At 57.6% G+C, this 21,959-nt stretch carries 28 protein-coding genes; 19 read left to right on the top strand and 9 right to left on the bottom strand.

Annotated features, from left to right (window positions below):
* Nucleotides 1-20: 20 nt before the first annotated feature.
* The 4 genes from EL26_RS06620 to EL26_RS06635 all read left to right on the top strand — a co-directional run bounded on the left by EL26_RS06620 (nt 21) and on the right by EL26_RS06635 (nt 4,032).
* Nucleotides 21-377 (top strand): hypothetical protein, encoded by a 357-nt coding sequence (locus EL26_RS06620; RefSeq protein ID WP_038085929.1) that lies wholly within the window; start codon nt 21-23, stop codon nt 375-377.
* 102 nt (nt 378-479) lie between these two features.
* Nucleotides 480-788, top strand: a complete 309-nt coding sequence (locus tag EL26_RS06625; protein ID WP_038085931.1) for a hypothetical protein — start codon at nt 480-482, stop codon at nt 786-788.
* A 28-nt stretch (nt 789-816) separates the two neighbouring features.
* The gene (locus EL26_RS06630; RefSeq protein ID WP_038085933.1) at nt 817-2,118 is read left to right on the top strand and encodes a 5'-3' exonuclease H3TH domain-containing protein; all 1,302 of its coding nucleotides are present in this window, start codon (nt 817-819) and stop codon (nt 2,116-2,118) included.
* Nucleotides 2,119-2,235: 117 nt separating this feature from the next.
* A complete protein-coding gene (locus EL26_RS06635) occupies nt 2,236-4,032 on the top strand; it encodes a PAS domain-containing sensor histidine kinase (RefSeq protein WP_038085934.1) in 1,797 nt (598 codons plus the stop codon).
* 86 nt (nt 4,033-4,118) lie between these two features.
* On the opposite strand, the gene EL26_RS06640 is transcribed toward EL26_RS06635, so the two are convergent.
* Both EL26_RS06640 and EL26_RS06645 read right to left on the bottom strand, forming a co-directional pair.
* On the bottom strand, nt 4,119-4,955 hold the full coding sequence (locus EL26_RS06640; protein ID WP_081857030.1) for a Cof-type HAD-IIB family hydrolase: 837 nt from the start codon (nt 4,953-4,955) through the stop codon (nt 4,119-4,121).
* Nucleotides 4,928-5,200, bottom strand: coding sequence for a hypothetical protein (locus tag EL26_RS06645; RefSeq protein ID WP_038085936.1), 273 nt, complete (start codon nt 5,198-5,200; stop codon nt 4,928-4,930). Before EL26_RS06645 ends, EL26_RS06640 begins: the two co-directional genes overlap by 28 nt.
* 97 nt (nt 5,201-5,297) lie before the next feature.
* On the opposite strand from EL26_RS06645, the gene EL26_RS06650 reads away from it, so the two are divergent.
* The 5 genes from EL26_RS06650 (at nt 5,298) to EL26_RS06670 (ending at nt 7,933) form a co-directional block, all read left to right on the top strand.
* Nucleotides 5,298-5,621 carry a DUF4870 domain-containing protein gene (locus EL26_RS06650; protein WP_038085937.1) on the top strand — a complete coding sequence of 108 codons (324 nt, stop codon included), beginning with the start codon at nt 5,298-5,300 and terminating at the stop codon, nt 5,619-5,621.
* 48 nt (nt 5,622-5,669) lie between these two features.
* Nucleotides 5,670-5,882 (top strand): hypothetical protein, encoded by a 213-nt coding sequence (locus EL26_RS06655; protein WP_038085939.1) that lies wholly within the window; start codon nt 5,670-5,672, stop codon nt 5,880-5,882.
* A gap of 67 nt (nt 5,883-5,949) precedes the next feature.
* Nucleotides 5,950-6,195 (top strand): hypothetical protein, encoded by a 246-nt coding sequence (locus tag EL26_RS06660; protein ID WP_038085941.1) that lies wholly within the window; start codon nt 5,950-5,952, stop codon nt 6,193-6,195.
* A 142-nt stretch (nt 6,196-6,337) separates the two neighbouring features.
* Nucleotides 6,338-7,156: a hypothetical protein gene (locus EL26_RS06665; protein ID WP_038085943.1), complete on the top strand. Its 819-nt coding sequence runs from the start codon at nt 6,338-6,340 to the stop codon at nt 7,154-7,156.
* 21 nt (nt 7,157-7,177) lie between these two features.
* A complete protein-coding gene (locus EL26_RS06670; protein ID WP_038085945.1) occupies nt 7,178-7,933 on the top strand; it encodes a hypothetical protein in 756 nt (251 codons plus the stop codon).
* 25 nt (nt 7,934-7,958) lie between these two features.
* Here EL26_RS06670 and EL26_RS06675 read toward each other — a convergent pair whose 3' ends face one another.
* Genes EL26_RS06675 through EL26_RS06685 form a run of 3 tightly spaced genes read right to left on the bottom strand, consistent with a single transcriptional unit; the run spans nt 7,959 to nt 10,381 of the window.
* Nucleotides 7,959-8,864 (bottom strand): LysR family transcriptional regulator, encoded by a 906-nt coding sequence (locus EL26_RS06675; RefSeq protein ID WP_038085948.1) that lies wholly within the window; start codon nt 8,862-8,864, stop codon nt 7,959-7,961.
* Between the two features lie 18 nt (nt 8,865-8,882).
* The gene (locus EL26_RS06680; RefSeq protein WP_038085949.1) at nt 8,883-9,518 is read right to left on the bottom strand and encodes a cyclodeaminase/cyclohydrolase family protein; all 636 of its coding nucleotides are present in this window, start codon (nt 9,516-9,518) and stop codon (nt 8,883-8,885) included.
* Entirely contained in the window at nt 9,515-10,381 is an 867-nt protein-coding gene (locus EL26_RS06685) for a bifunctional 5,10-methylenetetrahydrofolate dehydrogenase/5,10-methenyltetrahydrofolate cyclohydrolase (RefSeq protein ID WP_038085950.1), read from the bottom strand. The genes EL26_RS06680 and EL26_RS06685 overlap by 4 nt, the downstream gene beginning before the upstream one ends.
* Nucleotides 10,382-10,760: 379 nt before the next feature.
* Between EL26_RS06685 and EL26_RS06690 the strand changes: the two genes are divergently transcribed.
* Nucleotides 10,761-12,404, top strand: coding sequence for a glycosyltransferase family 4 protein (locus EL26_RS06690; RefSeq protein ID WP_038085951.1), 1,644 nt, complete (start codon nt 10,761-10,763; stop codon nt 12,402-12,404).
* Nucleotides 12,405-12,567: 163 nt separating this feature from the next.
* A complete protein-coding gene (locus EL26_RS06695; RefSeq protein ID WP_052036079.1) occupies nt 12,568-13,848 on the top strand; it encodes an APC family permease in 1,281 nt (426 codons plus the stop codon).
* A 47-nt stretch (nt 13,849-13,895) separates the two neighbouring features.
* Here EL26_RS06695 and EL26_RS06700 read toward each other — a convergent pair whose 3' ends face one another.
* Nucleotides 13,896-14,441, bottom strand: coding sequence for a 2,4'-dihydroxyacetophenone dioxygenase family protein (locus tag EL26_RS06700; protein WP_052036080.1), 546 nt, complete (start codon nt 14,439-14,441; stop codon nt 13,896-13,898).
* Between the two features lie 489 nt (nt 14,442-14,930).
* On the opposite strand from EL26_RS06700, the gene EL26_RS06705 reads away from it, so the two are divergent.
* Both EL26_RS06705 and EL26_RS06710 read left to right on the top strand, forming a co-directional pair.
* The gene (locus tag EL26_RS06705; RefSeq protein ID WP_052036081.1) at nt 14,931-15,416 is read left to right on the top strand and encodes a thioredoxin family protein; all 486 of its coding nucleotides are present in this window, start codon (nt 14,931-14,933) and stop codon (nt 15,414-15,416) included.
* The gene (locus tag EL26_RS06710) at nt 15,361-15,852 is read left to right on the top strand and encodes a MauE/DoxX family redox-associated membrane protein (RefSeq protein ID WP_152559189.1); all 492 of its coding nucleotides are present in this window, start codon (nt 15,361-15,363) and stop codon (nt 15,850-15,852) included. The genes EL26_RS06705 and EL26_RS06710 overlap by 56 nt, the downstream gene beginning before the upstream one ends.
* An 80-nt stretch (nt 15,853-15,932) precedes the next feature.
* On the opposite strand, the gene EL26_RS06715 is transcribed toward EL26_RS06710, so the two are convergent.
* The 3 genes from EL26_RS06715 to EL26_RS06725 are packed head-to-tail and all read right to left on the bottom strand — an operon-like array spanning nt 15,933 to nt 17,018.
* Nucleotides 15,933-16,502 carry a manganese catalase family protein gene (locus EL26_RS06715; RefSeq protein WP_038085952.1) on the bottom strand — a complete coding sequence of 190 codons (570 nt, stop codon included), beginning with the start codon at nt 16,500-16,502 and terminating at the stop codon, nt 15,933-15,935.
* Between the two features lie 22 nt (nt 16,503-16,524).
* Complete coding sequence (locus EL26_RS06720) at nt 16,525-16,794, bottom strand: spore coat protein CotJB (RefSeq protein ID WP_038085953.1); 270 nt, start codon at nt 16,792-16,794, stop codon at nt 16,525-16,527.
* Nucleotides 16,791-17,018 carry a spore coat associated protein CotJA gene (locus EL26_RS06725; protein ID WP_038085955.1) on the bottom strand — a complete coding sequence of 76 codons (228 nt, stop codon included), beginning with the start codon at nt 17,016-17,018 and terminating at the stop codon, nt 16,791-16,793. Before EL26_RS06725 ends, EL26_RS06720 begins: the two co-directional genes overlap by 4 nt.
* A gap of 139 nt (nt 17,019-17,157) precedes the next feature.
* Between EL26_RS06725 and greA the strand changes: the two genes are divergently transcribed.
* The 6 genes from greA to pepF all read left to right on the top strand — a co-directional run bounded on the left by greA (nt 17,158) and on the right by pepF (nt 21,825).
* Nucleotides 17,158-17,631 carry a transcription elongation factor GreA gene (gene greA, locus EL26_RS06730; protein WP_038085957.1) on the top strand — a complete coding sequence of 158 codons (474 nt, stop codon included), beginning with the start codon at nt 17,158-17,160 and terminating at the stop codon, nt 17,629-17,631.
* A gap of 20 nt (nt 17,632-17,651) precedes the next feature.
* A complete protein-coding gene (locus tag EL26_RS06735; RefSeq protein WP_052036083.1) occupies nt 17,652-18,026 on the top strand; it encodes a hypothetical protein in 375 nt (124 codons plus the stop codon).
* A 107-nt stretch (nt 18,027-18,133) separates the two neighbouring features.
* Nucleotides 18,134-19,000: a C40 family peptidase gene (locus EL26_RS23535; protein WP_052036084.1), complete on the top strand. Its 867-nt coding sequence runs from the start codon at nt 18,134-18,136 to the stop codon at nt 18,998-19,000.
* Between the two features lie 115 nt (nt 19,001-19,115).
* Nucleotides 19,116-19,700, top strand: coding sequence for a glycerol-3-phosphate 1-O-acyltransferase PlsY (gene plsY / locus EL26_RS06745; protein WP_038085958.1), 585 nt, complete (start codon nt 19,116-19,118; stop codon nt 19,698-19,700).
* A 101-nt stretch (nt 19,701-19,801) separates the two neighbouring features.
* Nucleotides 19,802-20,005, top strand: a complete 204-nt coding sequence (locus tag EL26_RS06750) for a DUF3906 family protein (RefSeq protein ID WP_038085961.1) — start codon at nt 19,802-19,804, stop codon at nt 20,003-20,005.
* A 14-nt stretch (nt 20,006-20,019) separates the two neighbouring features.
* Nucleotides 20,020-21,825, top strand: a complete 1,806-nt coding sequence (gene pepF / locus EL26_RS06755) for an oligoendopeptidase F (protein ID WP_052036085.1) — start codon at nt 20,020-20,022, stop codon at nt 21,823-21,825.
* Nucleotides 21,826-21,959 lie beyond the last annotated feature (134 nt).

The raw sequence follows: 21,959 nt of genomic DNA on the forward strand, positions 1-21,959 counted from the left end.
AGACAAGGAGGTGCGGCGGGATGAACTCCAGATTCGAATTTCAATTCGATGAACGTTTGGGCATCCAGATCCCCGTCCAGCACCACGACTGGGACGAGTATACCCGCGAAGAACAGGAAGACGTCATTCACCGCTGGGAAGCGATTCGCTCCCGCATTCCCGACCGGATCAAAGCGTTGGAGGAGATCATCGAAGACCGCCAACTGAAGATCTCCGTCGAAGAGGATTGGGATGTGGTGATCGCCCTCTATGAGGACGTGTTCACCATCGCCAGCGTCATCAACGATTTGAACAACTGGATGCGGCTGGAGCCCTCCACCACGTACGTGGAAGGGCACGGCCTCGCCGAAGAGCATACAAGCCGAGAGAAAGACTGACAGCGGAGAGGGTAGCGGAGGCAGATGCATCCGGTACCTTTTCCGTCTATCTGCTGGCAGATCGTGGTACACTAAGAGTGCCAGTGAAGGGAGAGCGTACCCATGGACTATCAGCAAATTCTCGCCGCTTTGCAGCATTCGCCGCTGCCCGAGCGGATGGGCAATTTTGAACGCACCCGTTCGCCGCAGGAACCGTTGCCGGTGGACGAGGGTGAATATTTGGTTGTCGAGTACCGTCATCTCCACCAGGACGCCCTGTTTCAAGTCTTCGTTCGCGGTGAAGAAGCGCAGTTCATCGCGTTGATCGACGGGGAAGTGCGGCCGCTGACGACGGTGTCGGTCGAAGAGGCCGGACATCTCTTGCGCCGCGACCTGCTGATGACGCTCGAAGATTTGGAAGACGAGCTTTGATTACGAAGACGAAGCGGAGGCCATCCGATTGCAACTCCTGCTGATCGACGGAAACCATATCATGTATTCGGTTTTGTTCCGTCATATCGCCAAAGCCAAGAAGCGCGGCGACTATGAGGAAGCGACCGAACGCATCGTTGAAAAAGCGTGCCAGCAATTCACGACGACGATGCGCAAGTTGGCGCGGCGGTTTAAACCCACGCATATGATCGTGATTTTTGACAACGACGGGCAAAACTTCCGCCATCGCCTCTCGCCGATCTACAAGGCGAACCGCAAAGAGCGGCCGAAGGAAGTCTATCCTTTGAAGCAAGCGATCTACAAGCGCTTTCAAGAAGAGGGCATCCCCTATCTGTACGCGCAGGACTACGAGGGCGACGATCTGCTCGGCACGATCTCGCTGCGGGCGGAGCAGGCGCGCACGTTCCGGCGCATCATCCTCTGTTCGGGCGACATGGACCTCGCGCAGTTGGTGACCCCGAAGACGCAGCTTTACCAAATCAACTCCGGCATCTTCACCGGAACGTGGGTGACGCACAAGAACGTCAAAGACATCGTGCAAGTCGATCCCAAGAAACTTCCGGAGATCAAAGCGTTGCTCGGCGACCGGACGGACAACATCAAGGGCATTTCCGGACTGCGTCGTCCGAACGCGTTGCGCGTGCTGGAAACCTATCCGAAACTGACGGACTTCCTGGACAAAGCCAAACCGCGCAACAAAACGGAATCCTTGATTTTAAGCCACCGCCAGCACGTTTTGACCAACTTGGAACTGGCGCGCATTCGCTGCGATTTGCGCTTCTACCTGCGTTGGGAAGACTATCTCGTGTCCGCTTGGTGGGAGAATGACGGGAGCAAAGCGTACTACTCCAGCCAGATCGACCTCGACGAAGACGACGATCTCGAAGAACGCCCCGCCCCGAAGAAAAAAAAACCGCCCGCGAATGCGCCTGCCGTGCGCGTTGCGAAGCCCGCGCTCAAGGAGAGCCCTGCGTCTGCGCCAGATAAAGCATCTGCGGTTCAGACAACCGCAGGCTCGGAAGCCGATGAGACGCTGGGAGACAAACCGGCGAAACGCAAGCGCAGACGCCGCCGCAAGCCGAAAAGCGCAGGGGAGGCCGGGCACGCAGCGGCATCTGCATCTGCGGCAACTGACTCTGCGTCCTCCGCTTCCGCAGCGGCTTCCGTTCCGGTTGCAAAGCCTGGCGCCGAGTCCCTTGCCGACACTCCGTCCGCAGAAGTGAAACCGAAAAAGAAACGCCCCCGCCGCCGTCGCCGCAAAAAAACGACGAACGGCCAGGTATCCGCTCCTTCGGAGCAGCCCGTCTAAGACCAAAGTCCCAGCGATGCTGGGGCTTTTTTTCTTTTTTTGAAGAGGAAGAAGGAATGAGACTGCCTTTCGTCAAAAATTTAATTAGAATAAACCCGAAGAGCGGAGGCGAAACGCTTGAAGTCCATCACTGAGGAATCGCAGGATCCATCCCTCTCTCATCTTGAAGAACTGATGGGGGATTTGCTGGGGACGTTTGAAGAAACGTCGGAAGCGGTTGACATGGAAGCGCGGATCGCCCCTTATGGCCGGACGGCGTACCAGCACGGGTATGAAATGGCCGGCAGAGGAATGGAATTGCGGGATGTGTTGTCACAAAGCCAATCCGCACGCAATACTTTGTTGCAATACTTCTATCGCCATGCCGAGCAGTGGCCGGTCGAGTCGGTTTTGGCGAGATTGCTTCAAGTTTCCTCCGCTATTTCGATCTATACAGACCATTATGTCTACGGGTACGACGCTTGGAAGCAGGAAGAGGCCGCCGAGCAGTCCGTCCTGCATGGTCAAAACGTATTGAACGCGTTGCCGATGACCGTCGTGATCTATGACGCCGAGGGCATCTGTCGGTTTGCCAACGAAAAGTGTCTGCGCGACCACCGCGTCACCCTCGATCAGATCGTCGGCAAGCCAAGATCGGTTCTCGTGGGTTCTTACAATGAAAACGCTGAGAACGAAGACATCTGGGCACGTGTGCTCTCCGGGCAACGCGTTCATACGCGGCAGGAATATCATGGCGAAGAAGGCCACTCGATGAACGAGAAAGACATCATCCCGCTGATGGAAGCGGACGGAAGCATTTCCGGAGTGATTTCCGTGACCTATTCCTCCGTTTCGGAGAAGGAGCGCATCTACAACCTGCAAAAGCAGTTCTCGTTCGTGTTGAACTCGATGAACAGCGGCTTGCTGATCTTGAACTCCGAAAGCCGCCTCTCCGGGTTCAACGAAAAAGCCCAAGAGATCTTCGGCATTTCGGCGGAGGACGTGATCGGCACCTCGCTGCTTGACATCTACTCGACCTACACCGTGGAAGAGGAGCCGGAAGTGAGCGCTTTCCTCACATCGCTCGTCGACCGCGGCATGCCGATTCGGGACATGCAGCGGACGATCAAGCTGCACGACCGGACGTTGACGTTGCGTTTGGACGGCAATCCGATCCTCGGCACCGGAGGTGTCACGGTCGGGTACATCTTGATCGTGGAAGACATGACGGAGTTGATCGCGATGCGCGAGGCGATGATGCGCAACGAAAAGTTTGCGCTGATCGGTCAATTTGCCGCCGGAATCGCGCACGAGATTCGCAACCCGCTGACGACGGTGTACGGGTTCTTGCAACTGTATGCGTCGGGGTCGGTGAAGGAGGCGAACTTCGCGGATTTGACGGAGAAGTTGTTGATCCCCGAACTCGCCCGCGCCAACACGATCCTCTCCGACTTCCTCATGGTCTCCAAACCGACCGCTCCGCAGCGGGCGGTCGTCGACACCGGGCGTTTCTTCGAAGAGGTGGTGCGTTTGGTGGAATCGGAGGCGTTGCTGCGCGGCGTCGTGCTGGAAATCGAAGTGACCGACGAGTTGCCGCCGCTTAACCTCGATGTGCAGCAGATGAAGCAAGTCTTCCTCAACCTCTGCAAAAACGCATTCGACGTCACTCCGCCCGCCGGCCGCCTGCGCTTGACCGCCAAAAAGCAAATCACCGACCACCACATCCGCTTCGACGTGATCGACGAGGGGACGGGGATTCCCGCCGACCACCTCTCGCGAATCTTCGATCCGTTTTACACGACCAAAGAGCACGGGACGGGTCTCGGGCTGCCGATTTCCCACCGCATCATCGACGGGCACGGCGGCAAGCTGAAAGTCCGCTCGGCTGCGGGAGCCGGGACGACGTTCACGATCTTGATTCCCACCGGGATGTAAAAAATGAACGGGCCCTAGAGAATGTGAAGAAACCCCAACGTCCGCAGACGTTGGGGTTTGTTTTGCTTTCGTTTTTTACTTGGTTATCATTTCGATGCGAGCACGAGGTTCTCCACGCCGTAGAGGATGCCGTCCTCGCCCGCGTGCTTCGTGCGAAGGGGAGCGACGGCGAGCAAGTCGGGATGGCCGTTTCCCATCGCGATGCCGCGCCCGACGAACTGGAGCATCTCGAGGTCGTTCAGCCCGTCGCCGAACGCGGCGGCTTGTTCGCGGGTGAAGCCGAAGTGGTCGAGCAGGGTGGAGATGCCGACCGACTTGTTCACGCCGCGCGGGTTGAGGTCGATCGCCCAAGGGCGCCAGCGGTGCAACGCCACTTCGTCTTCGTACGGGTCGGTGTAACGCTTCTGCTCGGTTTCGTCGAGGAAGGCGATGAACTGGTAGACTTCCGGAATTTCGTCCAGCGTCTCATAGGTAAGCGGATCGAGGAAGCCGATCTCCTGCCGGGCTTGCAAGAACAGCGGGCATTCGGCGGAGGTGGAGATGAGCATAGTTTCTGCGCCGTAGAGCAGAAACGAGTGGTTGTGTTCCGCTGCAAGCGTCATCCAGTCCACGACGATCTCGCGGGAGAACGGCGTGTGATAGACCGTCTCGCCCCGGCAGCCGATGTGCGCGCCGTTGCAGGTGATCGCCCAGTCGATGCCGAGTTGCTCGCGGACGGATTTGATTTCGAACTCGGGGCGTCCGGTGGCGAGCACGGGAAGCACGCCGCGCTCTTGGAGCAGTTCGACGGCACGCTTGGCGGAGTCGGGGATTTTTTTCTCATGCATGAGCGTGCCGTCGACGTCGAAGAACACGATTTTGATGCCGGTGTTGGTTGGGTCGGTCGGTCCGGGGGTCAACCCGAGACTCGGTTTACATACCATCTGTCGGTCGCCTCCACGGAAGACACGCGGTAAGTCCGCCCGCCTTCTAAGATAATGAGATATGCGGTTTTCAGCATCCGCCCGACCTCATCCGGGTCGAGCGGCCCTTCCCAGCACATGCCGTCAACGGTGGTCAGGTCGTGCAACTGCAAGGTCTGGTTCAAAAAATGAACCCTCGCCGTCGCCACCTGCATCGCCCGCTGGCCGGCCGGGTGTATATGAATCGTTGCTTTGTAATCAGCCAAGTTGTGTCACCTCGCCCTCTATTCTATCACACTGCATGAAACCTTTCCCCCCGTGGTTCGTAGTACCAATTATCCGAAACATAAGGAGAGATGAATCATGTATGTGTCAGACCGAAACGACCGGTATTGGGCGTTGGCGGCGCACTTGTCGATAATCTTGCTGCCGGTCATCGCGCCGCTTGTGATCTTGATCTTGCGGGCGAACTCGCGATTTGTTCGCCATCATGCGGGGCAGGCGTTGCTGTTTCACATCATCTGGGGCTTGCTGATGATGGTCTCCGGATGGCTGTGCTGGATTCTCATCGGGTTCCCGATGCTCGCGATCTTCGGTTTGATGGGGATCTGGACGACCCTTCGCGCCGTCTTCGCCGCGTTGAACGAAGAAACGTACCGCTACCCGATTACCGGGAATTGGATGTAGTGCCAAGGGTCATCCTAACGAGGAACCTTGTGTGAAAGGGGTGTCGTCATGGAAAACAGACAGCAAACGCTCGATACCATTTGGGATGCGCTCGCGGGGATGCCCCGGATGAAGGTCAACGCCTTGCTCGCTCAGATGGGGCTCGCCAAGACGATGTACGCCAAGCTCGACGACGAACAGGCGAAGAAAATGACGCTCGGCATCCTCACGCGTTTCGATGACGCCGCGCTGCAGCAAGTCAAGCCGCTCGTCGGAGCGTAACACAGGGTCAGGAGGCCGCTGCACCCGCACGGCCTCCGCCATTCTCGTTTCGGGAGGAATGACTCTTATGGAACCTTACGCTTGCCCCTCGTGCCGCAACAAGATGCGGTTTCACATCCTCGACCAACAGCCGGTCTCCGTCAAACTCAACCCGCAAACCGGCGACGTGGTCGGGTATATCGACGAACAAGATTTGATGGCGCAACCGTACAAAGGGGAAAAACGCCTCGTGCAATGCGCCGTCTGCGGGCTGAACGGCGGCGAGCTGCTGTTCGTCAAAGCGGCGCAACGCAGTGAATTTCAAGGCATGTAACAGGGAGACCGCTCTGCCGTGGTGCTCGTTCCCGGCGGCAGGCGGTCTTTTTTGAGCACAACGGACGTATGATTTCGTGGTATACTGAACGGGAACTTGTATCACCTTTTTACAGGTATGGGAAGAGGAGGATGAGTCCTCGTTGTTCAAGCATCTGTTTGCAATCCTGTTCCGTCCCGGACGCACGCTCGATACCTTGCTTGAAGAGCGCGACCTTCGCCGTTCCCGTTCGACGACGTGGTTGTTGATCGGGCTGAACGTGCTGGTTCTGTTCGTGTTGGCGGTGTTCTTGCTTCGATTTGTCGACCGCAATCACGAACCGTATTTCTACTTGGAAGAAGAGCTGTTGGCGCATCAAGCGATGTGGGTGATCTTTGGCGGATGGATTGCGGCCGGCTTCTTGCAAGCGGTGCTTGCGCTTGGCTTGGGTCGGGTGGTTTTTTCTTGGATCGTGCGCGTCGGGTTGCAGATTTCCGCGCATCGGCGCTACCCCTCCGACCCTCTCATGCGCAAGGAAAACGCCCGTTTGCTGCGCTTGATTCATCCGTACACCGCATGGCTGACCCAATGGCCGAAGATGGCGGCGATCATGCTTGCGCCGTTGCTTTTGCTCTTGCCGGGGTTTGCGATGTTCCTGAACCCGGAGGAGCCGGTCAACCTCGCACCGGAGGCGTTGACAGCGACGTTTTGGGTGTGGATCGGCTTGTGGGTGCTCTTGGCGTTGGTGCAGCTCGGGATGACGATCTACTTGGTCATCGCGCGCACGCTCGCCATTCAGAAAATTTACGGGATTGGCGCGGGTCAGGCATTTTGGGGCCCGCTGCTGGTGTATGTGATCCTGTACTTTGCCGCCGGAATCATCTATTTGTTTTGCGTGCTGTTGACGCATCTCTTACACGGCGGCGGGGGGCCGGTTGAGCCCGGTTTCGCCCCGGATTTCAGCCCTCATCTCGGAATCTAATTCAGGAGGTTTTTCGCTCTTATGTCCGACATGTTCAACATTCTGTTCAAACCGCGCGTGACGATCGACAAACTGCTCGCCGAACGCAACATGAAGCGTTCGTGGCAAGCGACGTGGTGGATCACCGGCGTGACCGTGCTGTTCAATTTGCTTTTGTATTTGCTGGGCGGTGAGAAGATTCTCGCTCCTTATCAGAGGTTTGCCGATGCGTTTGGGTGGGATTTTTCGCAAAACGGCAGAGTCGGTATGGTCCTCGGGTTTTGGGTTTTGTCGGCGATCTATCAGGTGATCTTCATGGTGCTCAGCCGCTTCTGGTTCGCTTGGTATGTGCGGATGGGGATTCGCATGGTCGGCGGCCCGTCCTATGCGCAACTTTCTCCGGAAGAGAAGGGGGAGCAGGCGCGTCTCGTGCAACTGATTCATCCGTACACGTACACGATCATGCTGATCGGGAGCATCCTCGGCGGTCTGCTGACGCTGGCGGTCTTGCCGAGCGCGCCCTCGTTTGGCACGCAGCCGGACGCGACCCACTTGGTCGCGACGATGCTGGGCAGTTCGGTGTCGTCTCTGATCTCCTTGGGTTCGATTGCGTACTGCATCGTCCTGCGTGTGTTCGCGATCCGCAAAATCTACGGCGTCTCCGGCGCCAAGGCGTTCTGGGGTCCGTTTATTCCGTACGCGATTACGTATTTCCTGATCTTCTTGGTCATCATCGCGGCGGTTGTGATCCTCACGTTGCTCGCAGCCAGCTTCTTCCACGGGCTCGAAGGCCTCTAAATCTCAAAAAAAACCGCTCGGTGCGCTACCGGGCGGTTTTTTGTGTGTGAAAGTGGTCGTGCGTGATCGTGAGAAACGCACGCATCGCCGGAGAGATCCACTTGCTTTTGTGATAGAGCAAAATCGTGTGTACATCGACCGCACTCCCCGCCCACGGCAAGGCGACGAGGCGGTTGTCGGCGAGTTCGTTTTGGATGACGACTTGCGGCAGTTGGGCGAGACCGATGCCCGTGATCACGCACTGCTTGATCGCTTCCAGCGACCCGAACTCCAATTGCTGGTCAAGGTAGATGCCGACGGCGTTCAACTGCTGTTCAAACAGGGTGCGGTACGTGCAGCCGACTTCGGTGAGAAACAGCGTCTCGTCTTTGAGATCGTGCGGGTAGACCGCTTTGCGTGCGGCGAGCGGATGCTGCGGCGGCGCAATCAAGCAGATCGGCTCCGGCATCAGCACTTCCGCGTGCAAGTCGTTGCCCTCCGGCTTCTCTTCGTCGAGCAAAAACGCCAGATCGAGTTCGCCGCTGCGCACTTGTTGGCGCAGCTGCCAGCAGAGGCCGGGGCGGAGCACGATCTTGACGGTGGGGTGCTGGCGGCGAAATTCCTGCAACAGCGGCGGCAGGCGAAACGCGCACAGCGATTCCGGCGCGCCGATTGTCAGCGTCCCTTGCGGAACTTGCGCTTCGAGAAGTTCGGATTTGGCAGTTTCCACGAGCTTTTGAATTTCCACGACGAACGGCAACAACCGCGTGCCCGCCTCGGTCAGCACGATGCGCTTGCCGAGGCGGTTGAACAGTTGGACGCCCAGCTCTTCTTCCAACGCTTGAATCTGGGCGGTGACGCTCGATTGCGCGTAGCCGAGCAGTTCGGCGGCGCGGGTGAACCCTTTGACTTCGGCGACCACTCTGAACGTGTTGAGATGACGAAGTTCCATCCGTTTGGCGTCCTCAGGCTACGCGAGACGCGCGCGGACGGCGGTGACGACCGACAGGCGCAGAGCCGTCACATCCGATTCGATCCGGTTGCGGGCGGCGGTGAACGATGCTTTCTGGTCGAGGTCTTTCAGTCCGGGCAAGTTGATGTCGACCGTCAGCAAGGCCGATTGCGCGGCTGCTTCCAACAGAAAAGCGGCGACCCCGAGGTCGGAGATGACGTTTTTGTTCGCGGTTTCGGCGATCGACTGCGACGTTTGCAGCGCGTCGCGGCACAGTTCGGCGAGGCGAAGCGGAACTTCGGTCGCCGAAATCGCGGCGGCTTGCAGCGCTTGCGAGCGGGACGCTTTTTGCTCCTCGGTGTCTTTGGGGAGTTTGAGCGCGCTCATATAGGTGTCAAACGACTTCATGTCCGCTTCCAAGAGCTCGTCGCATTCGCGGATGTTGGCGGACATTTGCGAAGCGACGGTTTGCATCGCGGGCTCCAGTTCGGCGAATTTCGCGCCTTGAGTGAGGTTGGCGACCATCGACGTCATGGAAGCACCCAGTGCGGCCGCCAGCGCGGCGACGCTGCCGCCGCCCGGCGTGTGCGAATTCGATGCGGCTGCCGTCAAAAACGTGCGAATCGGTTGGTCAAACGTCGTGGAAGTGGTCATCGTGTGCGTTCCTCCTCGCGGGATGCTTGCAAGTTCATGGCGGTCATCAAATTGGCGAACAGTTGGGCGGTCGTGACGGTGCCCACTCCGCCCGGCGTCGGCGTCATCGCGGCGACATGATCGAGCACTTCCGGTTGCGCATCGCCGACGATGGAACCGTCCTCCGTTTCGTTGATGCCCGCGTCGATCAGCACGAGATTCTCATGCACCATCTCCGGACGAATCAAGTTGGCGCGTCCGACGGCGACGAACGCCAGGTCAGCTTGCTTCAAATGAACGGAGAGGTCGGGCGTTTTGGAGTGGCAAGCGGTGACGGTTGCTTTTTCCCGCAGCAACAGGTGCAACAGCGGTTTGCCGACCGTTTCGCCGATTCCGACGAGAGCGACGTGTTTGCCCGCGACGTTGTACCCGTAATGTTTCGCCAGCGCCAAGCAGGCCAGCGGCGTTGCCGGATAGAGGCCCGGCGTGCCGGTGACGACGGCGAGCAAGTTCGTCGGCGTCAGGCCGTCGACGTCCTTGAGCGGAGAGATCGCCGAGATGATGCGTTCCTTGTTGAGATGCTTCGGCAGCGGGAGTTCCAGCATGATCCCGTGCACATCCGGGGCTTTGTTCAAGTTGTCGAGCACGGAGAGCAGAAATTCTTCCGAGACGTGGGCGGGAAGTTTGTGCAGTTCATAGTCGATCCCGAGTTTGTCTGCGGCACGCCCCTTGGCTTCTGCGTAGTACAGAGATGCCGGGTCGCCTTCCACGATCACAGTCGCCATGCGCGGCTCGATTCCGCGCGCTTTCCACGCGTCTGTTTGCGCGAGGATGTCTTGGCGGATGAGGTCTGCAAGTTCCTTGCCTTTCATCGGCTTCGTCATGAAATTTCGAACCTCCTAAAATCTCGAACATTAGAGCGACTCTTTCATTTGAACGTTCGATATTTGATATGATTTAGATTATACCAATGCCAAAAGCCGCTGTCGAGTCCTAGAAAAAGCGAATGTCGTACTTTGTAAAATCTTTGTGAATACCGGAAGTGCGATGGAGTTTCTTCCTATTAAGAATAGGTCGAACGCCTCGTTGACACTTTGTCAGGATGGTGGTAACGTTACAGTATAAGAGAACTTCGTAAATTTTCTGAGAATCGGCAGGCGTTGCATTGCGAACGCTTGTATTTTTATACCTGTAGGAGAAAGCGGTTTCATAGGATGAGAGACTGTGAGAGCGGCAGATCAGATGAGCAGAGGAGGGGGCAGCATGCGGGGGGCGACGGGAGCAGTTCGCATCGGCTATGTTGGAGGGCAGTCCAAGCGGCGCTATGAACGGGTGATTCAGGGGTGGGCCAAGAGTTTGAGTGAAGAGGTGGAACTGGTCACCATCCCTCCGTTTGCGTTTATGAAGTTGTTCGGCGGCTCGATCCAGCATTGGATTCAATGCCTGCCGGAGTCGCTGCCTTTTTTGAGTGAAGGGTTGGAGCGTTTGGGACGGCAGTACGGGTTGGACGTTTGGTATGTGAACGTGCCGATGCTCGCGCCCTATTTAATGATGGCTCGCAATTACGGGCAGTTGGATCTCGGGTTTCTGCTTGTCGCGCATTCCGCCGGTTCGGAAGCGTGGTTGCGGCAGTGGACCGGTGTCGCGCCGTGGATCACGGAGCGCGACGTGTTGGTTGCCGGCACCAAATCGGTGAAGCAAGCGCTGTTGAACGTTTCGGCGCAATTTGCGGGCGCGATTGAAGTGCCGCCTTGCCTCGCCGTTGCGGAGAACGGAGCGTCGGGATCGCCGACCGGCTTGCAGTTGCTCGCCGTCGGCGTCGACGAGGGCAAAAACATCGAAGCCTTGCTCGATTGCTTCGCCGCCGTTCGCACACGAGTGCCGCAAGCGCACTTGACGCTGCTCGGTGAATTCGGCGTGCGGGCGAAAGCGGCGGCACAAGCGCTGCAGACGGCAGCGCGGGGCGGCGGCGTCAGCACCGCCCCGCCGTCGAGCCTGTTGGAATCGTGGGCGCGCACCGTAGCGTTTTCGTTTGCCAAGCTGTTTTCCGCGCCGACGTCCGCCGAATCGCTCGATGCGCTGGAAGCGGCGGAAGTGGAGCGGGCGCGCCTGCGCGTGATGGAACTCGCGCAAGAGCGGGGGTTGGCGGACGGCGTGGACTTCTCCGTCCCGGCGACGGAAGAAGCGCGGGACGGGTACTTTGCGGGGGCGGACGTGCTGATCGATTTCTCGACCGACCCGGGCGAGACGCTCGGCTTACACCTGCTCCAAGCCAAAGCCTGCGGGTTGCCGGTCGTCTGCACGCGCTGGAACGGCTTTGGCGAACTGGTGGAGTCGGACGGGGACGGATGGCTTGTGGACGTGAAATGGGACGAGGAAGATCCCGGCCCGATCGTCGATCTGCAAGGTGCGGCCGACGCGATCGTCGCGATGCTCCTCGACCGCGAGCGGCGGGAACGCCTGTCGCAGCGGGCGAAGGAGCGCGTACGCCTCTACGACAGCGCTTTGCGGATGCCGCGCGTCACAGCGGCGTTGCAAGAAGCGGGCGACCATACCGTAGAGTGGGACCGTTTGGTCAAATGGTCGGAGCAAATCGAACAGGTGGACGACGCGCCGGAACACGCAGGTCCGCTGAATCCGGTCGAGCACAGCTTGTTCTCGCGCTCCGACATGGAAGTGCGCCGTTCAGTCGCCAACGCGGTGCACCATCTGGCGGTCACGCCGCTCGGCCATCTCGGGCACATCTACAACCTGGCAAACTTGGAAGGCGTGGATTGGCTTGACGAAACGCCGCTGTCGGTGCTGACCGGCGGGACGAAAGTGCCGCTCGCGGAATGGTACGCCAAAGTTCGAAACATCATCGGACACTATGCAGGCCGCGCGTCTGTCGATCTGTCCGCTAAATAGAGCAAGAGAATGTGAAAAAAGCTCCGCACACACGCGGGGCTTTTTTATTTTCACGTCTGCGCGAACCCAAAATGATCGAAGATACCGATGGGGTCGATCAGTTTTATCTCTTTCCCCTATCCCAAGGCTTCGTGCTACACTCTGTACGAGGAGGGGAATTTCCATGAGTCAATCGCAAACACAAACGCAATCTCAACCCAAAGTCTTGCAAAAAACGATCAAACTCCCGCAGTTGGTCGCTCTCTATATCGGGGCCGTGCTCGGCTCCGGGGTGTTGCTCGTGCCGGGCCTCGCCGCGGAAATCGCCGGCCCCGCTTCGCTGCTCGCCTGGGGGTTGATGACGATCCTCGTGCTGCCGATGGGGCTGACGATGGGCTTGTTGTCGTCCCGCTTTCCGAACGCGGGCGGCGTTTCGCATTTCGTCACGCGGGCGTTCGGGGAGCGCTGGGGCACGATGGTCGGGTGGTTTTTTCTGCTTTCGGTGCCGCTGGGCGTTCCCATCAATGCGCTGACGGCGTCCGGCTATCTGGCGGCGGTCTTTCACATGACCGATTTGCAGCAAGCCTTGGTGGCGGGCGTCATCGTGCTGCTCGCGCTCGGCATCAACCGCCTCGGCATGAAAGTGGCGGGCCAAGTGCAAGTGGCGGTCGTCGCGGCGATTCTCGTCGTGTTGGTCGGCGCGTTCGCCGGGTCGGTGCCGCATTGGGAGACGGCGCATCTGCAACCGTTTCTGCCGCACGGCTGGTGGAGCGTTGGGGAAGTGGCGGCGATTCTGTTCTGGTGCTTCATCGGCTGGGAAGCGGTCTCGCATATGTCGGAAGAGTTCGTCGACCCGGAGAAGACGGCGATTCGCGGCGTGTTGCTCGCCGTCGGCGCAGTCGGAGCGCTCTACCTCATGGCGGCGATTGCGACCGTCTTGACCGGCAGTTACGGCGGAAACGACACCGTCGCGGCGCTCTCCCGCGTCATTCAGCAGATCCTCGGACCGGTCGGCGGCTTGCTCGCGGCGGTCACGGCGGCTTTTATCTGCACGGCGACGGCGATCGCGTATACGGGAGCGGCGGCGCGCGTCGGTTTGGCGCTCGCCCGCCAAGGCAAGGCCCCGAAGTGGTTCGCCCGCGTCGATGAAAAAAGAAACACACCCGCGGGAACGCTTTTGTTCCTCGGGATTTGCTACCTCGTCGTGTTGGTGTTGTACGCGGGCGGACTGATTTCCATCAAAGTGCTGATTCAACTGCCCAACGCGACGTTCATCGCAACGTATCTCGGCGGATGCCTCGCCGGTGTGCGCTTGTTGCGCGATCACAAATGGGGGTTGCGCTGTGCGTGGATTTCGCTGCTCATGACGATTGCGGTCGTTCCGTTTCTCGGGTGGGCGGTGTTGTACCCGTTGACGATTGCGTGCGTTGTTCTTTACCAAACCAAAAAAGTCATAACTAAATGAAAAATCAAAAAAAGCGTTTGGGAGAGATCCCAAACGCTTTTGCCATTTTATTCGTAGAGCTTCATCGAAAGGTCTTTCGGCGGTTTGATGTTGCTCGGTTCGGTATCGTAGCTTTCAATGTCAAGCGGTTCAATGCCTTCCTTCGCGCAGTAGTCGTAGTACATTTGCGCGGCAGCCACCCAGTCGAGGATGCCAAGTTGGTTGCCGTCGTCGTCGATGAACACGAGGCAGCCGTCCAACATGTTGAAGGTGATGACCGGCACGTTGTTCTCCGGCGGCGTAAACGGCTTGTGGAAGCTGCCGGCCGGTTCATAAACGACGTCGCCCGGTTTTGCGACCCAGTTGTGACCGACGTAGCTCCACATACCTTGAATGGTGAAGACCGTTACGGTGCCGTAATGGTGATGGCTCGGCAGGGTGAATTGCGGCGGAGTTTTGAGCATGAGCATGAATTGACCGTTGGTCGGGTTAACCTTCAAAACTTTGAGATAGCAGTCGTTCACCCACGGAATCCACGGGTATTTCTCAGAGCCGATAAAAACGGTTTCAAACGGCTGCGCTACTTTTCTCTCAACATGATGCTTGGTATTCATTCACAATCACCCTTTCGTATCTGATAACCCCATTGTTGTGCGTATCTTATGAGGACTTTGTCACAATTTGCTACGGGAACGAATTTCTTCAAACATGTAGAGTCGGACTGTACCCCTTAAGCCCCCCCAGGCTTCGGAAGCAGTTTCTCTTCGACTCCACCTCCCAATTCGCAGAATTGAAGTGTGACGTAAATGTTCAGATAGCTAAGTGTAATTAAAAAGCTATCTGTAATTATGTAACCATTTAGCTCGAATTTTGTCAAGATACATAATTTTCGCCAATGGTTTGATAATCAACTCGTACGCACTTTTACAAAAAATCCACTTCATAGCCCCTGTTTTGAGCGGGATTTCCTTCCTAAACTGTCACAATTCCGGGTTACTTTCCAAGCAGGATGTTAAGACCGAGTGTCGAACGATTAAGGTATATGCATAAGAGAAAAAGCGCGATGTTCCCGCATGACAGCAAAGCGCCATTGGGAGGAGCTTATGAGCAAACATCTCGAACGCCGTGTACAAAAACAACTGAAACAAGCCCAGGAACAAAAACGCAAAAACCGCCTGCCGTGGATTTTCGGCGCTGTTTTGGTGGTGATCGCGGTGATCGTGGCGGCTTCGTTTCTATCGGACAGCTTTGACAACACCAAAGCGGCGACGACGAACCTCTACAGCAAAGAGATCACGTTGCCGCAGTTGGCCGAAAAAGTCAGCGCCAAGGACGATTTTTACGCGTACTACTACCAACCGAGCTGCGAGCATTGCAAAATCGTCTCGCCGTTCTTGATTCCGCTCGCGGAGAAGATGAACAAAACGATGTTCCCGGTCAACATCGAGGGCAAGCATGACGCGTGGACGCAATACGCGATCCAAGGGACGCCGACTCTGATTCACTTCAAGGACGGCAAGGAGGTAGAGCGCATTGACGGTCAACGTGACCCCTCCGTCTACAGCGAATTCTTCGCCAACCCCAAGTAAGCGGACTTCCGGCCGCGGGCCGTGGTTTTGGCTGATGCTGCTGTTGCAACTGGTGCTCGGTGCGGTGTTTCTCTACTCGTCGGTCACGAAGATTGTCGACGTGTATTCGTTCAGTTTGATTTTGAAATCGTACGACCTGCTGCCGGAAGCGCTGATCAAACCGCTGGCGATTGCGTTGCCGATGGCGGAATTTCTGCTCGGTGCCGCGATCTTGTTCCGCCCGGCGGCACGCTGGGCGGCGGCGGGCATCGGGCTGATCTCGCTCTTGTTCACCGGCGTGATGATTTCAAAGTGGGGCACGGTCATGCCGTACGGATGCGGCTGCTTCGGTCCGACCGAAGCGACGCCCGTCGGGATCGTCGATGTCGGCAAGGACGTGCTGCTCGTGCTCGCGGCGCTCGTCGTCATCATCGCTTCTAAGAAGAGCGCGCGTTGAAGAGGCTCTTCCGAAACCAAAAAGCACTCGTTCGCACAGAGGCGGACGAGTGCTTTTTGGGCTGTTGGCTTCTGTCGGCTCTAGAAAACTTTCTTGCGGTCTTGTTCTTCCTTGAGGATTTCCACGCACTCCCGAAAGCGCAGGGAGTGGATGATTTCCCGTTCGCGCAAAAACTTCAACCCGTCCCTCAGGTCCGGGTCGTCGGTCATGTCGATCAACCATTGATACGTCGCGCGCGCTTTTTCTTCGGCGGCGATGTCTTCGTAGAGGTCGGCGATCGGGTCGCCCTTGGCTTGAATGTACGTGGCCGTCCACGGCACGCCGGCGGCGTTGTGGTAGAACAGCGCTTTGTCGTGGTCGGCGTAGTGGCCGACCAATCCCGCTTCTTTCATCTGATGCGGCGTGGCGTCCTTGGTCAATTTGTAGACCATCGTGGCGATCATTTCGAGATGGGCGAATTCTTCCGTGCCGATGTCGTTGAGCACGCCGATGACTTTGTCCGGCACGGTGTAGCGCTGGTTTAAGTAGCGCAGCGCCGCCGCCAATTCCCCGTCGGCGCCGCCGTATTGCTCGATCAGAAATTTCGCCAACCGGGGGTCGCACTTTGAGACGCGCACCGGATATTGCAGTTTTTTCTCATAAATCCACACGTCGGCTTCGCCTCCTCGTTCTCTACACTTGCCACGGCCACGGCGCTTCTTTCCACGTGTACGGCACGCCCACAGGCGAGTTGCCGAACTGCTGAAGCGGCCCGAATTCCGCGTCAAACTGCGCTTTGAGCTGCTGTTTTTTGACGGCGAACGCGTTATGTTGTTCGACGGCCGCGAGATCGTCGGGGTGCGTGTTCAAATAGAGAGCGAGTTCGACGAGCACGAAGTCGACCGCTTGCAGTTCGTGGAGCAGTCGGTAGTAGGATTCGGGGAGTTTGTTGTGCTCGCTCATTTTTTGCTCTCCTCCTCGATTTTGGGACGTCCGTCATAGTCGTTGTAGTAGACCGGCCAGAGCGTTCCGGCTTTCAGTGCGGTCATCGGATCGAACTGTTGCAGGTTCGGCGGTTGGACTTGCAGATAGAGGTGTTGCGGCGTTTCGTACACTTTGACTCTCATCGGCGGACAGGGGTCAAACGGGCTGACGTACGGATGCCAAGTCTTGCGGGGCGTGAACATGCTGAGTGAACACCTCCATTTTTTCTCACGATATGCCCAAAACGGGCTCGACTTGCACGGTTTTTTGGATTATCCTGTATTAGAACTCGTCTCCTGTTACAACATATGGGGAGCACCATTTTCCAGAGGAGGAACGAACTTGAGCGACAACCCGACTTTTCTGACCCGTGAAGGTCTGGCAAAATTAGAGGAAGAATTGGATTACCTCAAGAGCAGCAAGCGCAAGGAAGTGGCGGAGCGGATCAAGATCGCCGTTTCCTACGGCGACCTCTCCGAGAACTCGGAGTACGACGCAGCCAAGGATGAGCAGGCGTTCGTCGAGTCCCGCATCGTGCAATTGGAGAAGATGATGCGCAACGTTCGCATCATCGAGCCGGGCTCCGAAGACCGCTCGTCGGTTTCGATCGGCTCCACCGTGAAATTGAAAGAAGTGCCGGACGGCGATGTCGAGACCTACCAAATCGTCGGAACCACCGAGTCCGATCCGCTGGAAGGCAAGATCTCCAACGAATCGCCGCTCGGCGCGTCGCTGATCGGCCGTCAAGTTGGCGATCGCATCAACGTAAACACCCCCGGCGGGCAACTGGAGTTTGAAATCATCGAGATCGGCTAAACGTTTGGGAGTGGAAGCGCTTGATACGACAAGCAAGACCCGAAGACCGTGCGGCGTTGCAACGTCTCTATGAAGTTGCCAACCCCGGAGCTCCGGTGCACGTGATTGCGTCGCGCATCGAAGAGATTCTGGAGAGTCCGCATCATTTTTTGCTTTTGCACGAGACGGAGGGACGCGTGGACGGCACGCTTTTTGTCACGCTCTGTCTTGATCCGATGTTCGGCACCCTGCCGTTTGCCGTTGCCGAGAACGTGGCGCTTGACGCCGGCGAATCGGGCGAGGAGGTACGCCTCAAGCTGTTTGCGGAGGCGGAGAACATCGCGCGGGAGCATCGCAGCACGAAATTGATGTTGTTTGCCAAGGAAGTCAAAGTGTTGAGAAACGACCTGTCCTGAGGGAGAGGTCGTTTTTTTTTTTATTTTTTAGGCTTGGCAACCCGCACAGTCTGAATATCGTGGTAGAAGGTATATGGAACCACAGTTCAGGTAGAGGGAGGATGAGAATGCAGAGTTGGAAAAAAGGACTGTTCATTGGACTCTTCTCCTCGCTGCTCTGGGAGCAGCAAAGCGTGCAAGCGGCGATGGGGTTGACGCCGCCTTCCGTGCAACGCCCGTTCCCGCCGGCCTTGCCCGCTCTTGGTGAACACGCCGACACAACTTTCACGCCCGCCGTCCCGATTTGGGAGCCGCCCAAAGAGCCGGAGCAGATGGAGAGCGTGACGAACGTGCGGATTTTGCTTCAACAGCTTCATGAGATTCAACAGCAGAAAGCGGAGAGCGAGCCCGCCGAGAACCAGGCGCAAGCGTTGCCCGCGCTGTCCAGCCGGGGCGGGTTGCTGAAACCGCCGAAGATCGAAACGCCGGAACCCCCGCGCTCCCAGCCGAATCCCGAAACGCAACCGGCTCTCAAACCGGCCCCTGAAAAAAACGCCCCCTCAAGCAACACGTCGACTCCCGCGTCAAACCCCGCGCCGACGATCAACAACCAGTCGGGCGCGACGGCGACGGCGGGAGGCAAAATCGCCACCGTGGCGCTGAAGTACCAAGGAACGCCTTATGTGTACGGCGGCACAACGCCGAGCGGCTTTGATTGTTCCGGATTTATCCAATACGTCTTCCAAGAATGCGGCATCACCTTGTCGCGCACGACGTATGAACAAGTTGGCAGCGGCACTTCCGTCTCGCGTGCCAACTTGCAGCCGGGCGACCTTGTGTTTTTTTCCTGCGGCGGGAAAGCGACATCGCACGCAGGCATCTATCTCGGCGGCGGCCGGTTCGTTCATGCCGATCAATCCCGCGGCATCGCCGTCACCGAACTGGACGACAACTACTGGTCCTCGGTGTACCAAACGGGCGTGCGCGTTCGATAGTTTTTTCTAAGTGAGAGGGAAAGCGGCGTCCGGGCATCATGCTTGGACGCCTTTTGTGTTACAATGGCAACAGAGGAAAAACCGTCTTCACTGCATGAGGAGGACCGCTATATTTATGTTGATTCTTGTTTTGATCGTCTTGGGATATCTCATCGGCTCCATTCCGTCCGCTCTGATCGTGGGCAAAATCGGTTACGGCGTGGACATCCGCGAGCACGGCAGCGGCAATCTCGGCGGAACCAACACGTTTCGGACGCTCGGAAAGAAGGCCGGCATCATCGTTTTGACCGCAGACATCCTCAAGGGCGTGCTGGCCGCGGCGCTTCCGTACTTGTCGGGCGCGGGCTACGAGTATGCGCTGGTCGCGGGCATTCCGGCCGTCCTCGGGCATTGCTACCCGGTGTTTGCAGGGTTTCGCGGCGGCAAAGCGGTGGCGACGTCGGCGGGCGTGCTGCTGTTCATCACTCCGATCGGCGTGTTGACGGCGGTTGTCGTGTTTTTGATGACGCTGTATCTTTCGAAGTGGGTGTCGCTCTCTTCGATTCTCGCAGCCGTTTGGGTACATACGTTTGAGATCATCTGGGGCGGAAAACTCATGTCGTTTGTCACGTTCGCGCTGGTGTTGTTCATCATCTATGCGCACCGCCAGAATATCGAGCGGATTCTAAACGGCAGCGAACGCAAAGTCACTTGGATTTGAACGGATTTGAACAGTCGGACATCAAAGTCTCCCGCAGGCCGCTTGGCGTGTAGGGGGACTTTTTTTCTGCTATAATAAGGCAAACAGGAGGGGGTCGTTGCATGTACTTGTATAAATTGGAAGCCAAGGGCAAGGGATTTCCCGACGCCTTCGTGATCGTACTCGCGGAAGACGAGGAAGGGGCGTTCCAAGCGGCGGACCAACTGTTGCAACGGAACGCGTTGGGCCTGATCGAAGTGAGCGAGATCGCCATCGTGGAGAAAAAGCGGGCCGAGAAAGCAAACGGCTACGTCTTGGAAAGATAAGGGGGACTGCATCTATGAGCACGACAGCCAGCATGAAACGCTCCGAGATCGGCGACGAATTCAAATGGGATTTGGGTTCGATGTACGAGTCGGACGCCCAATGGGAGTCCGATATCAAGAAAGCGCAAGAACTGTTTCCCAAGATGGAGGCGTTCAAGGGCCGCCTCGGCGAGTCGGCCGACACTCTGCTCCAAGCGCTGGAACTGAACGATGAACTGGAGACGATCGTCGGCAACGTCTCGACGTACGCGCACATGCGCTCGCATGAAGACACGGCGAACACGCACTACCAAGGGTTGGCGGACCGCAGCAACTCGTTGGCCGCGCAAGCAAGCTCCGCGGTGTCGTTCCTCGATCCGGAGATTTTAAGCTTGTCGGAAGAGACTGTGAAGAGCTTTCTCGCGGAGAACGAAGGTCTGCGCCTCTACGAGATCATGCTCGACCGCATCATGCGCCGCAAAGCGCACGTGTTGAGCGAAGAGCAGGAAGATTTGCTGGCGCGCGCGTCGGAAGTGCTGGATTCGTCGGGCACGATCTTCTCGATGCTGACCAACGCCGACATGAAGTGGGGACAAGTCGAGGATTCCGAAGGGAACCTGCACGACGTGTCGGAGGGCAACTACCGCGTGTTGATGGAGAACAAAGACCGCGTGTTGCGCGAAAACGCATTCAAGCGTCTGTTTGGTACATACGGTGAGTTCCGCAACACGTTGAGCGCGTCGTACAGCGCCAACGTGAAGAAGGGCGTCTTCTACGCGAAAGCCCGCAACTACAACTCCACGCTGGAGATGGAGTTGGCACCGGACAACGTGTCGGTCGACGTGTACAACAACCTGATCAAAGCGGTGCGCGACAACCATGACGCGATGCACCGTTACATGGCGCTGCGCAAGAAAGTGTTGAAGCTCGACGAATTGCGCTACTTCGACCTGTTCCTGCCGATGGTGGAATCGGTCGACATGAAGATGCCGTATGAGAAAGCGAAAGGCATCTCGCTGGAGGCGCTCGCACCGCTTGGCGAAGAGTATGTGGAGACCGTGAAGCGGGCGTTCGCCGACAAGTGGATCGACATCTACCCGAACCTCGGCAAGCGCAGCGGCGCGTATTCGTGGGGGACGTACACGTCCAACCCGTACATCTTGCTGAACTACACCGACACGCTCGATGACCTGTTCACGCTGGTGCACGAGTTGGGTCACTCCCTGCATTCGTACTACACGCATCAAACCCAGCCGTTTACGTACGGCAACTACACGATCTTCGTCGCGGAAGTGGCGTCGACGCTCAACGAGAACTTGCTCTTGGAGAAGCTGCTGGAGGAAACCACCGATAAGAACGAGCGTGCCTACCTGCTCAACCACTCGCTGGAACAGTTCCGCGGCACGATGTTCCGTCAGACGATGTTCGCCGAGTTTGAGAAGTTCGCTCATGAGAAAGTCGAAGCGGGCGAGCCGTTGACCGCCGATCTCATGCGCGATTTCTACGGCCAGTTGAACGCCGACTACTACGGTCCGGAATTGGTGCTCGACGACGAGTTGAAAAACGAATGGTCGCGCATCCCGCACTTCTACAACGCGTTCTACGTCTACAAGTACGCGACGGGCTTTGCGGCGGCGATGGCGCTCTCGAAGCAGATCCGCTCCGAAGGGGCTCCGGCGGTCGAGCGCTACCTGAACTTCCTGCGCGGCGGTTCTTCGCAAGACCCGATCGACCTGCTCAAAGGCGCAGGCGTCGACATGTCTTCCCCGCAGCCGATCGTCGAGGCGCTCAGCGTATTCCGCGAGCGTTTGGAAGAGTTGGAGAAGTTGCTGAACGAGTAGTTTTTTGAGGCATGAGCAAAGCGCCTGGTTCCCGCGCGGGGGACCGGGCGTTTTTTTCTGTCGGCGGGGAGTTTTTGTCTCGTTCATGTTCAGTTCATGAAAGCTCTCTATTCTGTGAGCATAGAAACACATAG

The organism is Tumebacillus flagellatus, assembly GCF_000714935.1.
GTDB lineage: Bacteria > Bacillota > Bacilli > Tumebacillales > Tumebacillaceae > Tumebacillus > Tumebacillus flagellatus.

Coding starts and splice junctions, on each gene's coding strand:
- EL26_RS06725 (WP_038085955.1), bottom strand. CDS start 17,018: ATGTTCACGCCCCGCAAGACTTGGCATCCGTACGTCAGCCCGTTTGAC.
- EL26_RS06620 (WP_038085929.1), top strand. CDS start 21: ATGAACTCCAGATTCGAATTTCAATTCGATGAACGTTTGGGCATCCAG.
- EL26_RS06675 (WP_038085948.1), bottom strand. CDS start 8,864: ATGGAACTTCGTCATCTCAACACGTTCAGAGTGGTCGCCGAAGTCAAA.
- EL26_RS06655 (WP_038085939.1), top strand. CDS start 5,670: ATGGAAAACAGACAGCAAACGCTCGATACCATTTGGGATGCGCTCGCG.
- EL26_RS06750 (WP_038085961.1), top strand. CDS start 19,802: ATGTACTTGTATAAATTGGAAGCCAAGGGCAAGGGATTTCCCGACGCC.
- EL26_RS06705 (WP_052036081.1), top strand. CDS start 14,931: ATGAGCAAACATCTCGAACGCCGTGTACAAAAACAACTGAAACAAGCC.
- pepF (WP_052036085.1), top strand. CDS start 20,020: ATGAGCACGACAGCCAGCATGAAACGCTCCGAGATCGGCGACGAATTC.
- EL26_RS06695 (WP_052036079.1), top strand. CDS start 12,568: ATGAGTCAATCGCAAACACAAACGCAATCTCAACCCAAAGTCTTGCAA.
- EL26_RS06700 (WP_052036080.1), bottom strand. CDS start 14,441: ATGAATACCAAGCATCATGTTGAGAGAAAAGTAGCGCAGCCGTTTGAA.
- EL26_RS06690 (WP_038085951.1), top strand. CDS start 10,761: ATGCGGGGGGCGACGGGAGCAGTTCGCATCGGCTATGTTGGAGGGCAG.
- EL26_RS06625 (WP_038085931.1), top strand. CDS start 480: ATGGACTATCAGCAAATTCTCGCCGCTTTGCAGCATTCGCCGCTGCCC.
- EL26_RS06650 (WP_038085937.1), top strand. CDS start 5,298: ATGTATGTGTCAGACCGAAACGACCGGTATTGGGCGTTGGCGGCGCAC.
- EL26_RS06680 (WP_038085949.1), bottom strand. CDS start 9,518: ATGACCACTTCCACGACGTTTGACCAACCGATTCGCACGTTTTTGACG.
- EL26_RS06660 (WP_038085941.1), top strand. CDS start 5,950: ATGGAACCTTACGCTTGCCCCTCGTGCCGCAACAAGATGCGGTTTCAC.
- EL26_RS06720 (WP_038085953.1), bottom strand. CDS start 16,794: ATGAGCGAGCACAACAAACTCCCCGAATCCTACTACCGACTGCTCCAC.
- plsY (WP_038085958.1), top strand. CDS start 19,116: ATGTTGATTCTTGTTTTGATCGTCTTGGGATATCTCATCGGCTCCATT.
- EL26_RS06685 (WP_038085950.1), bottom strand. CDS start 10,381: ATGACGAAGCCGATGAAAGGCAAGGAACTTGCAGACCTCATCCGCCAA.
- EL26_RS06640 (WP_081857030.1), bottom strand. CDS start 4,955: ATGGTATGTAAACCGAGTCTCGGGTTGACCCCCGGACCGACCGACCCA.
- EL26_RS06670 (WP_038085945.1), top strand. CDS start 7,178: ATGTCCGACATGTTCAACATTCTGTTCAAACCGCGCGTGACGATCGAC.
- EL26_RS23535 (WP_052036084.1), top strand. CDS start 18,134: ATGCAGAGTTGGAAAAAAGGACTGTTCATTGGACTCTTCTCCTCGCTG.